This window comes from Phenylobacterium sp. (assembly GCF_036563285.1).
In the GTDB taxonomy this organism is placed as follows: domain Bacteria; phylum Pseudomonadota; class Alphaproteobacteria; order Caulobacterales; family Caulobacteraceae; genus Phenylobacterium.
In genome coordinates this window covers 633,862-649,806 of sequence record NZ_DATCMR010000006.1, presented here as the reverse complement: position 1 = coordinate 649,806, position 15,945 = coordinate 633,862, and the positions used below count along the sequence as shown (strand labels likewise).

Here is a 15,945-nt window from a genome sequence, read left to right as displayed (position 1 = left end):
AGGCACCTGCATGGCCAAGCTCGTCTTTGGAATGAACCAGTCCCTGGACGGGTACGTGGATCACATGGGGTTCGCGCCGGGCCCCGGGCTCTTCCGGCACTTCATCGAGCAGGCGCGCGAGCAGACGGGCAGCGTGTATGGCCGGCGTCTGTACGAGATCATGCGCTATTGGGACGAGGACGACGCCGGCTGGGACGCTCCGAGACGCGAGTTCGCCGACGCGTGGCGGCGCCAGCCGAAGTGGGTGGTGTCGCGCTCCCTGAAGTCGGTGGGGCCGAACGCCACCCTGCTCGGCGATGACCTCGAGACAGCGATCCGCGGGCTGAAGGCCGAACGCGACGGCGAGATCGAGGTGGGCGGACCCGACCTGGCGCGCAGCCTGGGCGAGCTCGGCCTCATCGACGAGTACCGGATCTACCTGCACCCCGTGGTGCTCGGCCACGGCACGCCATACTTCGCCGGACCCCGGCCGACGCTGCGGCTCGCGGCACACGAGCCGATGGGGGAGGACGTGATCAGGCTGACCTACGTCCCGACCTGACGGCGGCTCAGTAGCTCTTCGGCAGCCCCAGCACGCGTTCGGCGATGTAGTTGAGGATCATCTCGCGGCTGACGGGCGCCAGGCGGGCGATCATGGACTCCCGCAGGTAGCGCTCGACGTCGAACTCCTTGGCGTAGCCCATGCCCCCGTGGGCCATCACCGCGGCCTCGCAGGCGCGGAAGCCCGCCTCTCCGCCCAGGTACTTGGCCGCGTTGGCCTCGGCGCCGCAGTCCTGGCCGGCGTCGTGCAGGGCTGCGGCCTTGAACGCCATGAGGTTGGCGGCCTCGAGCTCGGCCCACGACCTCGCCAGCGGATGGGCGACGCCCTGGTTCTGGCCGATGGGGCGGCCGAAGACCACGCGCTCCCGGGCATAGGCCGCCGCGCGCTTGAGGGCCGCGCGGCCCAGGCCCACGGCCTCGGCGCCGATCAGCACGCGCTCGGGGTTGAGGCCCTCCAGCAGGTAGTAGAACCCCCTGCCCTCCTCGCCGACCAGGGCGTCGGCCGGGACCTGCAGGTCGTCGATGAAGACGGCGTTCGATTCCACCGCCTTGCGGCCCATCTTCGGGATCGGGGTGGCCTGGATCTTCTCGCTGTCGAAATCGACGTAGAACAGGCTGATGCCGTCTGTGGGCCGCGTCACGTCGGCCTTGGGCGTGGTGCGGGCCAGGATCAGCATCTTCGTCGCCCGCTGCGCCATCGTGGTCCACATCTTCCGGCCGCGGATGACGTAGCCGTCGTTGGTCCGGTCCGCGCGGGTGGTGAGGCTGGTGGTGTCGAGGCCGGCGTCGGGCTCGGTGACCCCGAAGCACATGCGGTCCTCGCCCGAGATCAGGCGCGGGATCAGGCGGCGCTTCTGCTCGTCGGTTCCGAACTTCGCCAGCGGCATGGGGCCGAAGATGTTGAGGTGCAGCGCGCTGGCGCCCGTGAAGCCCGCGCCGCTCTCGGCGACGGCCTGCATGGCGATGGCGGCCTCGGTGAGGCCCAAGCCGGAGCCGCCCAGCTCCGTGGGCATGGCCGCGCCGAGCCAGCCGGCCTTGGCCATGGCGGCGACGAACGCTTCCGGGAAGTCGCCGGTCTCGTCGCAGCGGCGCCAGTACTCCGGCGGGAAGCCGGCGCAGAGGCGCAGCACGCTCTCGCGGATCTGTTCCTGCTCCTGCGTGAAGCCAAACGCCGTCATGCGGCCTCCCCGAACCGGCGCGGATCGAGCCTGGCCGCATAGGGGCCAGGATCGCGGCCCGTGACGCAAGCGGCGACGATCCTGGCCGCCAGCGGGGCCAGCAGCCAGCCGTTGCGCCGCGCGCCCACCGCCAGCACCGTCTTCTCGCCCGCGAGCCCCACCATCGGCAGGCCGTCGGGGGTCGCGGCGCGCACGCCCGCCAGGAGCGTCACGGGCGCCTCGGCGACAGCCGGGAAGAGCTTCGCGCCCGCCTTGCGCAGCGGCGTTTCCTGGGCAGGTTCCACCGTGGGATCGGCGACGCCGGCCTCCATGGTGGCGCCGATCGCCAGGCCACCGTCGGCGGCCACGGCGTACGCCCCCTCCCCGCGGAGGGCAACCCGGCCGGCGGCGCCTGTGGCGGCGCGCAGGATGTGGCCCTTTATCGGCGTGAGATGCTTCAGCGCCGAGGCGACGTCGGCGAGGTCCTGCGAGGCGCCGGTGGCGATCACCAGCCAGGCGTCACCAGGCCGCGCGGGCCCGGTTCGGAAGACGACCCCGGACGCCTCCGCAGCGCGGCGCAGCGCAGCCAGGGCCGACAGGGGTTCGAGGCGCCAGTCCTCGCGGGTCATCAGCCCGCGGGCGAACACCGGCGACAGCCCCGGCGTGAGATCGTCGAGCGCGGCGCGCGGGACGTCCGCCAGGTGCAGGCCCAGGCCGCCGAAGGCGTTGCGCACCGCGGCCAGCCAGCCCTCCGACCCCACGGCGACCGCCCCGGAGCGGTCCACGGAGACGCCCGTACGGGCCTCCAGCGCCGGCCACAGGTCGCGGGCGGCGAGCAGGACGTCGAGGCAGCCCGCCGTCTGCGGATCGAGCGCCGCTTCGAAGGCCGGGGCCAACATGCCGGCGGCGACGCCGGAGGCGTTGGCGGCTGCCGGTGCGGGATCGCAGACGGTGACTGCGCAGCCGGCGTCGGCCAGCGCCACCGCGGCCGCAAGCCCCAGTGCGCCCGCACCCGCCACCGTGACCTCCGGAGCCCCCGCCATCCCGCTAACCAGACGCAAGCCGGGGGAAAATCAAGAGGAACCGGCGCCTTTTGAAAGGGTTCTCTGGCCGACCCGCCCTACAACCCGGAGAGCGCACCATGGCTACGGCCACACAGTCCAGCACCTCGAAGAGCAAGAGCTCGAAGTCGGCATCGTCGAAGAGCGCCTCCACGAAGAAGTCCTCCTCCTCCTCCGCCTCCAAGTCGACGGCGAAGAAGACCTCCACGAGCACCCGCACCCGCACCGAAGCCGTCGCCCTGCTGAAGCGCGACCACCGCGCGGTGGAGAAGATGTTCCGCGAGTTCGAGAAGTCGAAGGACGACAACCAGAAGATGGAGCTGGCCCAGCAGATCTGCATGGAGCTGCGCATCCACACCCAGATCGAGGAGGAGATCTTCTATCCGGCGTCGCGCGAGTTCGTGAAGGACGAGGACACGGTCAACGAGGCCGAAGTCGAGCACCAATCCGCCAAGGACCTCATCGCCCAGATCGAGAAGATGCAACCCTCCGACCAGTACTTCTCTGCCAAGGTGAAGGTGCTCAAGGAGATGGTCGAGCACCACGTCGAGGAGGAGGAGAAGGAGTACTTCCCCGAGGTCGAGAAGTCCGAGATGGACCTGAAGACGATCGGCCAGCAGCTGGCCGCGCGCAAGGAAGAGTTGATGGGCCAAATGGGCGGCGGCAAGAGCCGCGCCATGCACTAGGGCGTACGGGGGCGGGATCGCAGAATGGCCGAAGCGCTCGATCCCGCCCTGCCGCCGCATATTGACGAACTGGCGCAGCAGGTCCTCGCCCAGGCGTGCGACGGTGACATGATGCTGGCCACCGCCGAGAGCTGCACCGGCGGCCTGCTGGCCAGCCTGCTCACCGACATCCCCGGCATGAGCCACGCCTTCGAGCGCGGCTTCGTCACCTACACCAACGAGGCCAAGCACGAGCTGCTGGGGGTCTCCATGGAGATCCTCGACAACGACGGCGCCGTGTCAGAGCGTGCGGCCCGCGCCATGGCCGAGGGCGCCATCGCCCACTCGCGCGCCGACGTGGCCGTCTCGATCACCGGCTATGCCGAGCACAAGGAGGAAGGCCTGGCAGGCCTCGTCCACTTCGGCTGCGCGGCCAAGGGCGGGCCCACGCGGCACCAGATGATGCGCTACGGCGACATCGGCCGCGCGGAGGTGCGCCTGCGCGCCCTGGAGATCGCGCTCACCATGATGCGCGACGCCATGACCGGGGCGGCCGAGGCGGCGTGATCACTCCGCCGCGATGCTGACCGGCTTCGCGCGGTCCCGGAAGTTGATCTCCTGGAGGTACTTGATGCCCTCCTCGGCGATGTCGTCGCCGACCATCTTGTCGCCCTCGCCCTTCAGCTCGTCCATGTCGACATAGGCGCCGTAGAAGGCCTTGGTGCGGTCGGTGATCAGGCCGGCGTTGAGCAGGGTCTTGATCAGGACGCGGAAGATGTTGCTTTGGGTCTTCAGCCGCTCGCGGCGGGCCTCGTCACTCTGGATGATCTCGCGGAACTCGGCGAGCACCCGCTCGGGATCGAGGCCGAAGTCGATGAACACCTGCGCCTGCTGCTGCGGGTTGCCGAGGTTGAAGAGCAGGGCCTGGAAGCAGTGCGCCGCCCAGTCCTCGACGATATCGCGCTCCTCCTGGGTCATCTTGGGGATGGTGCGGTCGGCCCAGATCTTCCCGAACTTGTGGTGGAAGGCCTCGTCCGTCATCACCAGCTGGAAGAGCTTGCGGGCGAGCGGGTCGCGGTTGAACCTGAAGCCGGTGGCGAAGGCGCCCATGGCCAGGCCCTCCACCAGCATCTGCATGCCGATGATCTTCTTGTAGACCTCGGGCGCTGCGATGATGTCCACGAGCAGCTGCTGCAGCATCGCCCCGCACGGCCGCGGGCGGCCCCAGCGGGCTTTGATGTAGCGGGCGAAGGCGGTGACGTGACGCGCTTCTTCGCGGGTCTGGTTCGCGGCGTACTCCTGCGCCCCCTGGTCCTTCAGCACGTGGCAGAGGCTGGCCGACAGGTTGAGCGCGCCCTGCTCCCCGTGCAGGATGGAGGAGAACTGCCAAAGCACCATCTCGTTGATGAACCTGGCCTTCTGGCCGGTCTTCTCCAGGTGGTCGCGCACGTACGGGATGCCCAGGACCATGATCTGGTCGTCCGGCATCAGCGGCTCGTTCTCCATGTCCCAGGGCTCGGAGAAGTCGATGTACTTCGGGTCCAGCGGGTCCCAGAAATGGTCGTGGGTGGCCGAGATGATCTTGTCGAACGCCGTCGATCGGGCGTTGTAGCGATCGAGCTCGAGCATGGACTCGAAGTCGTCGGGCGCCACGGCGTCGTAGAGGATGTCCTTCGTGATGTTGCCGTCGGCCATGGTCATCTCCCTCCCAGGGTGGCTCAATGGAACCACGGAAGGGCCAACTGAACAATGATCTCCCACGTCAAGGTGCGCTACGAGGACCGCGGCCGCGGACGGGTGGCGTTCGTCGCGATCGACCGGCAGGAAAAGCTCAACAGCCTGTCGTCGGACCTGATGCGCCAGCTCACGGACCTGTTCAAAGGCCTGGCCGCCGACCTGCACCTGCGCGCGGTCGTGCTGACCGGCGCCGGCGACAAGGCGTTCAGTGGCGGCGCCAACATCGAGGAGATGGCGGCGATCGCCAGTCCCGACGAGGCGCGCGCCTTCATCGAGCTGGTGCACCGGGTCTGCAAGGCGATCCGCGCCCTGCCGGCTCCGGTCATCGCGCGGATCAACGGCTATTGCCTGGGCGCGGGTCTTGAGATCGCGGCTGCCTGCGACCTGCGGATCGCTTCGGAGACGGCGCTGTTCGGCATGCCGGAGGTGAAGCTGGGGCTGCCCTCGGTCGTGGAGGCCGCCCTGCTGCCGTCGCTGATCGGCTGGGGCCGCGCGCGCCGCATCCTCTACACCGGCGAGCTGTTCGACGCCGAGGTGGCCTACGAGTGGGGCCTGGTGGAGGAGGTCCACGATCCCGCCCTGCTGGACGCCGCGGTCGAGGACCTGCTGGACAGCCTGATCGACGCCGAGCCGCGCGCCGTGCAGCTGCAGAAGCAGCTCATGCAGCGCTGGGAAGAGCTGCCGATGAGCGCCTCCATCCAGGCGGGCATCGAGGCGTTCGAGGAGGCCTGGACCACCGCCGAGCCCTCGCACGCCATGAACGCCTACCTGATGGCCCGGAGGGCGGGGAAGAAGGCCTAGCGCCAGCCCCTGTGCCACTCCGGCTCGCCGGCGTAGCGCTTGGCGAGGAAGTCCACGAAGAAGCGCACCTTCGGCGCCAGGTGGCGGGCGTGCGGGTAGACCGCGTGGACGTGGATCAGCTCGCTCTCGAAGTTGCAGAGCACCGCCTGCAGCCGCCCAGCCCGGAGATCCTCGGCCGCGGCGAAGGCGGGCGTGCGGGTGATGCCGAAGCCGGCCCGGGCCGCCGCCACGCAGGCCTCCGCCCCGCCGAACCGTAGCCGGCCGTTGACGCGGACGTCCTGGGTTTCGCTCCGGGAGCCGAACCGCCAGATCGCCGGATCGGGGCCGTTGGTGTCGATGATCGCCTCGTGGCCCGCGAGGTCGGCCAGCGTCTTCGGCGCGCCGTGCCGCTCCAGGTACTCGGGCGAGGCGCAGGTCACCAGCCGCACGTCGGCGAGCTTGCGGGCCACCAGCGATGAGTCCGACAGCCGCCCGATACGCACGGCGACGTCGAACCCCTCCTCCACCAGGTTGACCATCCGGTCGGTGGAGGAGACGTCCAGGCTGATCTCCGGATGGGCCTCGGCGAACTCCAGCAGGGCCGGCGTCAGCTGGTGGGCGCCGAAGGAGACGGGGGCGGAGATCTTCAGGACGCCGCGAGGGCAGCCGTCCACGTCACGCACCGAGCTCTCCAGGGCCTCGAACTCCTCGAGCAGGATGCGCGCCCGCTCCAGGTAGGCGCGGCCGGTGTCGGTGAGCGAGACGTCGCGGGTGGTGCGGTTCAGCAGCCGCGAGCCCAGCCGGTTCTCCAGCCGGGCCACCAGCTTCGAGGCCTGCGCCGAGGACACCCCCAGCCGCTTGGCGCCGTGGGTGAAGCTCTTGGCCTCGGCGACGCTGACGAAGGCGTTGATCTCTTCCAGCCGGTCCATGGCATTATTTCCGTTCCGGCATCAACATTGTGCATTTCGGCCGGATTATCAACAGTCCTGGCCGCGACCATCTTCGCTCCATCCCGAGGCCACCGTGGCGTCGGGTGAGACCCAAACGGAGATCGTCATGCCTCAATTCGCCCAGGCCGACCGGTTCTCGCCCCACGCGTTGGCGGCCCTTCGGATCGTGGCCGGCCTGCTGTTCCTCGCCCACGGCCTTGTCAAGGTGGCCGGCTTCCCGGAAGGCGCCCAGCCCGGGCAGCAGGAGCTCTTCACGCTGTTCGGCATCGGCGGCGTCATCGAGATCGTCACCGGCGCGCTGATCGTGCTGGGCCTGTTCACCCGCCCGGCGGCCTTCATCGCCTCCGGCCAGATGGCCATTGCCTACTGGGCGTTCCACGCCCCCGCCAGCGCCTACCCCGTCCTGAACGGCGGCGACGCGGCCATCCTGTTCAGCTTCGCCTTCCTCTACCTGGCCGCCGCCGGCCCAGGCGCCTTCGCCCTGGACAACCGCCGCCCGGCCTCCGTCCCCGCCCACGCCTGATCCAACCTCTCAACTTACGGAGACATCCCATGTCGCAACCCCGCACCGTCGCCGTCGTCGTAGGCTCGCTCCGCGCCGACAGCGCCAGCCGCAAGGTCGCCAAGGCCATCGCGGCCCTCGCTCCCTCGAACCTGAAGTTCGCCTTCGTCGAGATCGGCGACCTGCCGCACTTCGACCAGGACCTGGAGGCCACGCCTCCGGAAGCCTGGACCCGCTTCCGCGGCGAGATCGCCTGGGCCGACGCCGTGCTGTTCGTGACGCCCGAGTACAACCGCTCGGTGCCGGGCGCGCTGAAGAACGCCGTCGATGTCGGCTCGCGCCCCTACGGCCAGAGCGTCTGGAACGGCAAGCCCGCGGCGGTGGTCTCCACGTCCATGGGCGCGCTCGGCGGCTTCGGCGCCTATCACCACCTGCGCCAGTCGCTGGTGTTCCTGAACATGCCGACGCTGAACCAGCCGGAGACCTACATCGGCAATTCGCTCAGCCTCTTCGACGAGGCCGGCGAGCTGGTGAACGAGTCCACCACCGAGTTCCTGCGCGGCTTCGGCCAGACCTTCGCGGCCTGGATCGATACCCACACGGCCCCGGCGGCCGACCGAAAGGCCGCCTAGTTCAAGCGTAGTCGAGTAAGACCATGACCCTTCCCACCCTGTTCATCCCCCACGGCGCGGGCCCCTGCTTCTTCATGGAGTGGACCCGCGGTCCCGCCGACACCTGGGAGAAGACTGCGGCCTGGCTGAAGGGTCTGGTCGACTCGCTCCCCGAGCGGCCGAAGGCGATCCTGGTGGTCTCCGGCCACTGGGAGGAGCCGCAGTTCACCGTCGGCTCCGGCGAGCGTCCGGAGCTGATCTTCGATTACTACGGCTTCCCCGAGCACACCTACCGGCTGACCTTCGACGCGCCCGGCTCACCGGCGCTCGCCAGGCGGGTGCGGGAGCTGCTCGGCCAAGCGGGTTTCCCCACCGCCGAGGCCACGACCCGCGGCTACGACCACGGCGTCTTCGTGCCGCTGAAACTGGTGACGCCGGACGCGGACATCCCCGTGGTCCAGCTCTCGCTGCGGCAGGACCTGGACCCGCAGGCTCACCTGGCCGCCGGCCAGGCGCTGGCGCCGCTGCGTGACGAAGGCGTGCTGATCGTGGGCTCGGGGATGAGCTGGCACAACATGCGCGGCTTCTCGCCGGCGTTCACCGCCAGGTCGGCCGAGTTCGACGCCTGGCTCTCCGACGCGATGGCGGATCCGGCGTGCCGCGACGAGGCGATCCGCCGTTGGAGCGATGCCCCCTACGCCCGCGAAGCACACCCGCGGGAGGAGCACCTGGCGCCGCTGTTCGTGGCGGCCGGCGCGGGCGCGGGCGAGCCCGGCCGCGTCGCCTTCCGGGACACCGTCATGGACGTGGTGGTCTCGGCGATCACGTTCGGCGCCTAGCGCTTCGCGCGCTTCGGCTTTGCCGCGGCGGGCCTCGGCGCCTCGGCGGCTGCCTGCAGCGCCGCGAACAGGCGCGCGGCCTCGATCGGCTTTGCGACGAAGTCGTCCATTCCGGCGTCGGCGTATTCCTTGATGTGATGCGGCATGGCGTTGGCGGTCAGCGCCACGATGGGCGTGCGCGCCCGGCCCTCCATGGCCTCGCGGGTGCGGATCACCGCCGTCGCGCTGGGGCCGTCCATCTCCGGCATCTGGACGTCCATCAGGATGACGTCCCAGGGCTCGGCTTCCCAGGCCGCGACAGCCTCCTTGCCGGTGCGCACCATGACCGGCTCGATGCCCACCTGGCTCAGCAGGGTCTTCAGCACCAGCTGGTTCATCTCGTTGTCTTCCGCCGCCAGCACGCGCAGCGGGCGCGTTGCGTTGGCCGGCTCCGGCGCCGGCCGCTGGGGCGGCGCGCGCCGCGCGGCGGTCCGCGGGATCGGCAGCACGACGGTGAAGGTGGTCCCCTGGCCCGGCGTGCTCTCGGCGGTGATCGCGCCCTTCATCAGGCTGGCGAGGTCGCGGCAGATGGCGAGGCCGAGGCCGGTGCCGCCGTACCGGCGGGTGGTGGACGCATCGCCCTGCTCGAACTTCTGGAACAGCGTCGCGAGCTTCTGCGGCGGTATGCCGATGCCGGTGTCAGCGACCACGATCCGCAGCGCCTCGGCCTTGCGGCCGACCGTGACCCGCACCTCGCCGGCCTCGGTGAACTTCAGCGCATTGGACACCAGGTTGTAGAGGATCTGGCGCACCCGCACGCTGTCGCCCAGGTAGGCCCCGCGAGCCGCCGGCTGGATCTCCAGCGCGAACTCCAGCCCCTTGGCCTCGGCCACCGCCGAGAAGGTGGCGTGGGCGCCGCGGGCAAGCTCCTCGATGTCGAACTCGGCCTGTTCCAGCTCCAGCTTGCCGGCCTCGATCTTCGAAAGGTCCAGCACGTCGTTCAGGATGGCCAGCAGCGCCTCGCCGGACTGGCGGATGATGTCGAGCCTCTCGCGCTGCACCGCGCTCAGGTCGCCCATGGCCATGGCTTGCGCCATGCCGAGCACGCCGTTCAGCGGCGTGCGGATCTCATGGCTCATGGTGGCCAGGAAGGCGCTCTTGGCCCGGTTGGCGGCCTCCGCCTCCTCCTTCGCCTTCAGCAGCGCCCGCTCCTGGCGCTTGCGCTCGGTGATGTTCTGCATCGCGCCCACGAGGCGGATCGGCTGGCCCTCGGCGTCGGTCATGAACCGGACGGCGCCGGCAGCCCAGACCTCCTTCCCGTCCAGGCGGTGGACCCGGTATTCGGGGCGGTATGGCGTGCCTTCGCTCACGTGGCGTTGCCAGAGGTTCTGCACCGCGGGGCGGTCCAGCGGATGGATGCTCCCCCAGATGTCCCGCGTCAGGTCCTCGTAGGTCTTCGGCTCGGTGAAGAAGGTGTCCTCGGCGCCCACCTTGATGAGCTCGCCGCGGACGTAGTCGAGCTCCCAGACGTGCAGATCGGCGATCTCGAGCGCGAGCATCAGCCGCTCCTGGGTGCGCTCGAAGCGCTCCAGAGCCTGCACCAGCTCGGTGATATTGTGCGAGGTGATGATGAGGCCGCCGATCGCGCCGTCCGGGGCGTGCCAGGGCAGCACCTCGGCTTCGAACCAGCGCACGCCGTCGGGGGTCTCCACCGGCACGCGGGAGGCCTTGAAGGTCTCGCCGGCGAGGCAGCTTTCCAGCACCGGCCGCCACTGCTCGAAGAAGCCGCTCTCCAGGTCGAACAGGCTGCGGCCGACGAAGTCGCCCTCGTTCAGTGGGAAGCTCGCGATCCAGCGGCGGCTGGCGGACATCACCCGGAAGGAGGCGTCGGTGACGGCCATCGAAACCGGCGCGGAATCGATCACGTCATTGAGAATGCGCTGGACCACCTCCTGCTCGCGCGCGGAAGCGTCGCGGGCCTTCTTGGCATGGATGCGCAGCCACTCGTCGGCGAGGAAGTCGGCCAGGTCCTGCAGACCGGCGGCGAGATCCGCGTCGTACGGCCTGACCTTGGTCGACCCCACCACGAGCACGCCGGGGATCGAGCCGTCCTCCAGCCGGATGGGAGCCCCGGCGAAGAAGCGCAGGTGCGGCGGCCCCGTGACCGTGTCGCGATCCTTCAACCGAGGGTCCTTGCGGGCGTCCGCCACCCAAAGGAGCTTGCCTTCGGCCTGCACGATGCGGCTGGCGGGGGCGTCCCTCGGCAGGTGGCATTCGGGGTCGTGGCTGCGCCAGGCCGGTCCATCGCCCTCGATGAGGTTCACCTGCGCCTTCACGTCGCCAAACAGGGCGCAGGCGAGCCTGACCGCGCGGTCGAACACCGCATCGGACTGCTCCAGGCCCAGCGGCTTCGCCGGCCGCACGTCGCCCGGCGTGCTGGCGTGCGCGTTCGGCCTTCCTGAAGGCGGTGATCGCCGTTTCCCCATCGCACGAAGTTCGCCGATCAGGGTTAAGAGCGCCTTTCAGCCCGCGCGTAGGCGCGCCAGGCGGTGAAGGACGATGCCACTGGTGGTCGCCACGTTGAGCGAATCGAAGCCGCCCGCCATCGCGATGCGTACCGCAGTCGTCCGTGTCAGCAATTCTCCAGCTAATCCAGGGCCTTCCGCGCCGAAGATGACAGCCGTTCGAGGGCTCGGCCGCACCTCGTCGAGCTCGATCTCGCCGCGTGGCGAGAGCGCCAGGACCTGGAACCCGGCGCCCGCCAGGGCCCCTGCGACATCCTGTCCTGCTCCCAGCCTGGCGAAGGGCGTCGTCAGCGCCGCCCCGACCGAGACGCGGATGGCCTTGCGGTAGAGCGGGTCGCAGCAGGCGGCGTCCAGCAGCACCGCGTCGGCGCCAAAGGCTGCGGCGTTGCGGAAGATGCCGCCCATGTTGTCGTGGTTGGCGATGGCCGACAGCCCCACCACCAGCGCGCGCTCCGGCAGCGCCGCCAGCAGAGATCCCGGGGAAGGCTCCGCTCGCGCGCCGACCGCCAGGATCCCGCGGTGGATCGGGAAGCCGGCGATGACGTCCATCACCGCCTGGCCCGCGGCGTAGACCAACACGCCGTCCGCCAGGGGCGCGAGCACGTCCTCGAGCCCCACCAGCCGGTGCTCGGCCACCAACACGGAGCGCAGCGGGTGGCGCCCGCCCGCCACCAGCTTCTCCAGCACCACTCGCCCCTCGGCGACGAACAGCCCGGACCGTCCGACGAGGTCCCGTTCCCGCACCGCCCGGTAGGGCTGGACGCGGGGGTCGTCGGGATCGTCGATCCGGATCGCCGCTACCAGATGCGCACCCGGTCGGCGGGCGCCAGGTAGAGCGTCTGCCCCGGCTGCACCCCGAACGCCGGGTACCAGGCGTCGAGGTTGCGCACGGTCAGCGCCCGGTACATGCCCGGCGAGTGGACGCCGGTCAGGACCGCCCGCCTGAGCGCCGCCTCGCGGTACTTGGCCCGGTAGTTCTGCGCCCAGCCCAGAAAGAACCGCTGGTCGCCGGTGAAGCCGTCGAGGGTCTGCGGCGCCTGGCCCTTGAGCGAGATCTTCCAGGCGTCGTAGGCGGTGGCGAGACCCGCCACATCGGCGATGTTCTCGCCAAGCACCTGCTCGCCGTTCAGCTTCAGGTCCGGGAAGACCTGGTAGGCGCTGTACTGCTCGGCCAGCTTCTTGGTCCGGGCCTTGAACTGCGCCAGGTCCTGCGGCGTCCACCAGTTCCTAAGGTTGCCGTCGGCGTCGAACTGGGCGCCGAGGTCGTCGAACCCGTGGCTAACCTCGTGCCCGATCACCCCGCCGATGGCGCCGTAGTTCACCGCCGCGTCCGCGTTCGGATCGAAGAAGGTGGGTTCCAGGATGGCGGCCGGGAAGATGATCGAGTTCTGCGACGGGGCGAAGAGGGCGTTCACCGTCTGGGGCGTCATGAACCACTCCTCGCGGTCCACGGGCCCGCCCAGCTTGGCCAGGTTGCGGCGGTACTCGAAGAGTTCGCCGCGATGCCAGTTGCCGTAGGCGTCGCCGCGGACGATCTGCAGCCCGGAATAGTCCCGCCAGCGGTCGGGGTAGCCGACATAGACCCGGAAGTTCGCGAGCTTCTTCTTCGCCTCGGCCTTGGTCTGCGGGCTCATCCAGTCGATGCGGTCGATACGCTGCGCGAAGGCGGCCAGGACGTTGTCGGCCATCTCCTTCACCTGCGCCTTCCGCTCGGCCGGGAAGTGGCGCGCCACATAGAGCTTCCCCACCGCCTCGCCGAGCGCCGCCGAGGTGTTGTCGACGCCGCGCTTCCAGCGCTCGCGCTGCTGCGGCGTGCCGGAAAGCGCCTGGCCGTTGAAGGCGAAGTGCTCGTCGGCGAAGGCCTTGGAAAGGTAGGGCGCGCCGCGCTCGATGGTGTGGAAGGCCATGTAGTCGCGCCAGGCCTGCAGGGGCTGGTTCCCGACCAGCTTGGCGATGCCGGCGATGGCGCTGTCCTGCCAGGCGCCGAAGCGCGGCTGTTCCGCGAGGCCCGCGGCGGCGAGGAAGGCCTCCCAGTCGATGCCGGGCGCCTTGCGGGCCAGCTCCTGCCGCGTCCAGACCGTGTTGGCCTTGGAGACGTCCGCCGTCTGGTCCACTGTCCAGTGGGCGCGGGCGATGGCGGTCTCCAGCGCGAGGATGCGCGCGGCGCGGGCGTCCACGTCCGTGTAGCCGGCCAGCCGCAGCATGTTGGCGACGTGGGCCCTGTACTTGCCCCGGATCTCCTGGAAGCGCGCGCTGTCGCCCAGGTAGTACTCGCGGTCCGGCAGGCTGAGGCCGCCCTGCATCAGGTAGGGCCGGTACTTGGTGGTGTCGTTGAGGTCCTCGGCGACCCACAGGCCGAACAGCCGCTCGGTGTAGAAGTCGGTGGCGTTCAGCGCGTCCACGTCGGCGCGGATCGAGGCGCCCAGCTCGCGCGACAGGTCGCGGCGGTTGCGGATGGCGTTGATCCGGTCGAGTTCCGGCTTCAGCGGCGCGGCGCCGGCGGCCTCGATGGCCGCCTCGTCCATGAAGCTGGCGTAGTAGTCGCCGATCTTGCGGGCTTCGGATCCTTCCGGCGCGGTGCGGTTGCCGGGATCCTCGATGATCGCGCGGGTGCGCTGAGCCGCCGTCTCTGCGATCACCGCGAAGCTGGTCAGGTTGGAGCGGTCAGCGGGGATCTCCGTTCGCCGCACCCACTCGCCGTTGGCGAAGGCGAAGAAGTCGTCGCCCGCGGCGACGGCGCGGTCCATCCCGGTGACGTCGAACCCGAAGGTTCCGTACTGGGGCTTCGGCCGGGCCGGCGCGGCCGGCGGCGGCGCAACCTGGGCGGTGGGCGGAGGGGGCGGCGGAGCCGGGCTGGCGCAGGCCGCGAGGAGGGCCGCCGCGGCGGCCAGGAGAGGCAGGGGTCGGGTCATGGCCGGCTTCATACACCGGCTGGCGCCGCTGGCTAGCGGGGCGCCTCCAGCTCGCCGAGCACCGGCGCAATCTCGTCGACCAGCTCCCGGGCCAGGAAGCCGATGCGCGCCACGCGCTCAGACAGCCGCTTGCCGGCGCGGGCGTGGGCGACGACGCCCCACACCGCCGCCTGGGCGGGCGCGCAGCCGCGGGCGAGCAGACCTGCGATCACCCCGGCCAGCACGTCGCCGGAGCCGGAGGTGGCCAGGCCCGCCAGGCCGCCGTCGTGTCGCCAGGCCGCGCCGTCCGGGCTGACGACGAGTGTCGTGGGGCCCTTCAGCGCGATCACCGCCTTGAGCTCGGCGGCCGCCTTGCGGGCGACCCCCAGTGGATCGGCGGCGACGTCCTCCTTCGAGCAGCCGGCGAGGCTCGCCATCTCGCCGGCGTGCGGGGTCAGCACCATTCGGCCGGCCAGCCTGCGCGCCCTCTCGGGCGCCTCAGCCAGGCCGCGCATGGCGGCGGCGTCGACCACCATGGCCGGGCCCTTTCCCTCGATAATCCGCAACGCCAGCTCGCCGGCGGAGCCTTCGTCCAGCATGCCGGGACCGACCACCAGGGCGTCGCAGCTCCTGAGCACGTCGGCGAGCGCGTCTGCCGCCTCGGGCGCGAGCTCGCCGTCGGGAGTCTCCACCGCCGGGAACACCCGCGCCTCCGGCATGGCGAGCGCGAGGTGCGTGGCCAGACTGCGGGGCGCAGCGATCCTCAGCTTGCCGGCCCCGGCCCGAAGCGCCGCGGTCGCCGTCAGCAGGGTCGCGCCAGCCACTCCGGCGCCGCTCGCGAGCACCATCACCCGGCCGCGGCTGTCCTTGTCGCTGTCGTCGGAAATGACGGGCGGCCGCCAGCCCGCCAGCAGCGCATCGGTGACCAGGGTCTCTCCGCTCATCGGGCGGCGATGGCGGCGTCGGGCTGGGTGGTCACCGGCGCGCCTTCGTGCTCGAGCGGGGCGGTGAAGTTGTAGCGGTGCAGCTTCAGCTCGCCGTTCTGCCCCTGGGACGGGTCGAACCGGTACTCGGTGACCGAGCAGTTGGCGACGTTGCCGGCCTTGTCGATGGCCAGGATCTCCTCCTCGGTGAGACACTCCAGCAGGTAGCGCAGGCAGAGCACCACCACCTGGTGGCTGACGATCAGCACCCGCTCGCCGGCGTGGTGCAGCGAGAGCGTGTCGAGCGCGCTGCGCAGCCTAAGGATCACGTCGCACCAGCTCTCCCCGCCCGGCGGCCGGTGGTAGAACTTCCCCAGCAGCTTGCGGAACTCCGCCTGTTCGGGATGCAGTTCGCGGATGCCGTGGGTGGTGAGCCGGTCCAGGACCCCGAACTCCTTCTCCCGCAGCCGCTCGTCCGGCGTGGGCCGCCTCGCCTCCGGGGAGAACCCGCCGCAGTCGCGGATGATGTCGGCGGTCCGCAGCGCCCGGAGGTAGGGGCTGGTGAGCACCGTCTGAGGCCGCTCGTGCTCCGGCATCTGGGCGAACCAGTGGCCGAGCGCGCAGGCCTGGGTCTCGCCCAGCGCCGAGAGCGGCACGTCCACGTCGCGCTCGTCGATGGCGATCCGGCCGATGCCGGCCGCATCGGCCAGGTCGCGCGCGACATTGCCGGCGCTCTCGCCGTGCCGCACGATCCACAGACGTTCGGGCCAACGCAGGGCCAAGGG

16 protein-coding genes are annotated in these 15,945 nt (G+C 70.5%); 7 read left to right on the top strand and 9 right to left on the bottom strand.

Going from position 1 to position 15,945, the window contains the following annotated elements:
- The first annotated feature begins 10 nt into the window (after positions 1-10).
- Positions 11-541, top strand: coding sequence for a dihydrofolate reductase family protein (locus tag VIL76_RS08085; RefSeq protein WP_332044494.1), 531 nt, complete (start codon positions 11-13; stop codon positions 539-541).
- Between the two features lie 7 nt (positions 542-548).
- Here the strand turns inward: VIL76_RS08085 and VIL76_RS08080 are convergent, their stop codons facing one another.
- Both VIL76_RS08080 and VIL76_RS08075 read right to left on the bottom strand, forming a co-directional pair.
- On the bottom strand, positions 549-1,718 hold the full coding sequence (locus VIL76_RS08080) for an acyl-CoA dehydrogenase family protein (RefSeq protein ID WP_332044493.1): 1,170 nt from the start codon (positions 1,716-1,718) through the stop codon (positions 549-551).
- Positions 1,715-2,740, bottom strand: coding sequence for an NAD(P)/FAD-dependent oxidoreductase (locus tag VIL76_RS08075; RefSeq protein WP_332044492.1), 1,026 nt, complete (start codon positions 2,738-2,740; stop codon positions 1,715-1,717). The genes VIL76_RS08080 and VIL76_RS08075 overlap by 4 nt, the downstream gene beginning before the upstream one ends.
- 98 nt (positions 2,741-2,838) lie before the next feature.
- Between VIL76_RS08075 and VIL76_RS08070 the strand changes: the two genes are divergently transcribed.
- Positions 2,839-3,444, top strand: a complete 606-nt coding sequence (locus VIL76_RS08070) for a hemerythrin domain-containing protein (RefSeq protein WP_332044491.1) — start codon at positions 2,839-2,841, stop codon at positions 3,442-3,444.
- A 24-nt stretch (positions 3,445-3,468) separates the two neighbouring features.
- Positions 3,469-3,990, top strand: a complete 522-nt coding sequence (locus tag VIL76_RS08065; protein WP_332044490.1) for a CinA family protein — start codon at positions 3,469-3,471, stop codon at positions 3,988-3,990.
- Here VIL76_RS08065 and VIL76_RS08060 read toward each other — a convergent pair whose 3' ends face one another.
- Positions 3,991-5,118 (bottom strand): ferritin-like domain-containing protein, encoded by a 1,128-nt coding sequence (locus VIL76_RS08060; RefSeq protein ID WP_332044489.1) that lies wholly within the window; start codon positions 5,116-5,118, stop codon positions 3,991-3,993.
- A 54-nt stretch (positions 5,119-5,172) separates the two neighbouring features.
- On the opposite strand from VIL76_RS08060, the gene VIL76_RS08055 reads away from it, so the two are divergent.
- On the top strand, positions 5,173-5,961 hold the full coding sequence (locus VIL76_RS08055; protein WP_332044488.1) for an enoyl-CoA hydratase: 789 nt from the start codon (positions 5,173-5,175) through the stop codon (positions 5,959-5,961).
- Here VIL76_RS08055 and VIL76_RS08050 read toward each other — a convergent pair.
- Positions 5,958-6,869 (bottom strand): LysR family transcriptional regulator, encoded by a 912-nt coding sequence (locus VIL76_RS08050; RefSeq protein ID WP_332044487.1) that lies wholly within the window; start codon positions 6,867-6,869, stop codon positions 5,958-5,960. The genes VIL76_RS08055 and VIL76_RS08050 overlap by 4 nt on opposite strands.
- A gap of 127 nt (positions 6,870-6,996) precedes the next feature.
- Here VIL76_RS08050 and VIL76_RS08045 point away from each other — a divergent pair, with 127 nt between their 5' ends.
- Genes VIL76_RS08045 through VIL76_RS08035 form a run of 3 tightly spaced genes read left to right on the top strand, consistent with a single transcriptional unit; the run spans position 6,997 to position 8,842 of the window.
- Complete coding sequence (locus VIL76_RS08045; RefSeq protein WP_332044486.1) at positions 6,997-7,413, top strand: DoxX family protein; 417 nt, start codon at positions 6,997-6,999, stop codon at positions 7,411-7,413.
- Positions 7,414-7,442: 29 nt separating this feature from the next.
- On the top strand, positions 7,443-8,024 hold the full coding sequence (locus tag VIL76_RS08040) for an NAD(P)H-dependent oxidoreductase (protein WP_332044485.1): 582 nt from the start codon (positions 7,443-7,445) through the stop codon (positions 8,022-8,024).
- Between the two features lie 23 nt (positions 8,025-8,047).
- The gene (locus VIL76_RS08035) at positions 8,048-8,842 is read left to right on the top strand and encodes a class III extradiol ring-cleavage dioxygenase (RefSeq protein ID WP_332044484.1); all 795 of its coding nucleotides are present in this window, start codon (positions 8,048-8,050) and stop codon (positions 8,840-8,842) included.
- Here the strand turns inward: VIL76_RS08035 and VIL76_RS08030 are convergent.
- The 5 genes from VIL76_RS08030 to VIL76_RS08010 form a co-directional block, all read right to left on the bottom strand.
- The gene (locus VIL76_RS08030; protein WP_332044483.1) at positions 8,839-11,244 is read right to left on the bottom strand and encodes an ATP-binding protein; all 2,406 of its coding nucleotides are present in this window, start codon (positions 11,242-11,244) and stop codon (positions 8,839-8,841) included. The genes VIL76_RS08035 and VIL76_RS08030 overlap by 4 nt on opposite strands.
- 99 nt (positions 11,245-11,343) lie before the next feature.
- Positions 11,344-12,150: an RNA methyltransferase gene (locus tag VIL76_RS08025; RefSeq protein WP_332044550.1), complete on the bottom strand. Its 807-nt coding sequence runs from the start codon at positions 12,148-12,150 to the stop codon at positions 11,344-11,346.
- Positions 12,144-14,258, bottom strand: coding sequence for a M13 family metallopeptidase (locus VIL76_RS08020; RefSeq protein WP_332044482.1), 2,115 nt, complete (start codon positions 14,256-14,258; stop codon positions 12,144-12,146). Before VIL76_RS08020 ends, VIL76_RS08025 begins: the two co-directional genes overlap by 7 nt.
- A 32-nt stretch (positions 14,259-14,290) precedes the next feature.
- Positions 14,291-15,181, bottom strand: a complete 891-nt coding sequence (locus VIL76_RS08015; protein WP_332044481.1) for an NAD(P)H-hydrate dehydratase — start codon at positions 15,179-15,181, stop codon at positions 14,291-14,293.
- Complete coding sequence (locus tag VIL76_RS08010; protein WP_332044480.1) at positions 15,178-15,942, bottom strand: histidine phosphatase family protein; 765 nt, start codon at positions 15,940-15,942, stop codon at positions 15,178-15,180. The genes VIL76_RS08015 and VIL76_RS08010 overlap by 4 nt, the downstream gene beginning before the upstream one ends.
- Positions 15,943-15,945: the final 3 nt, after the last annotated feature.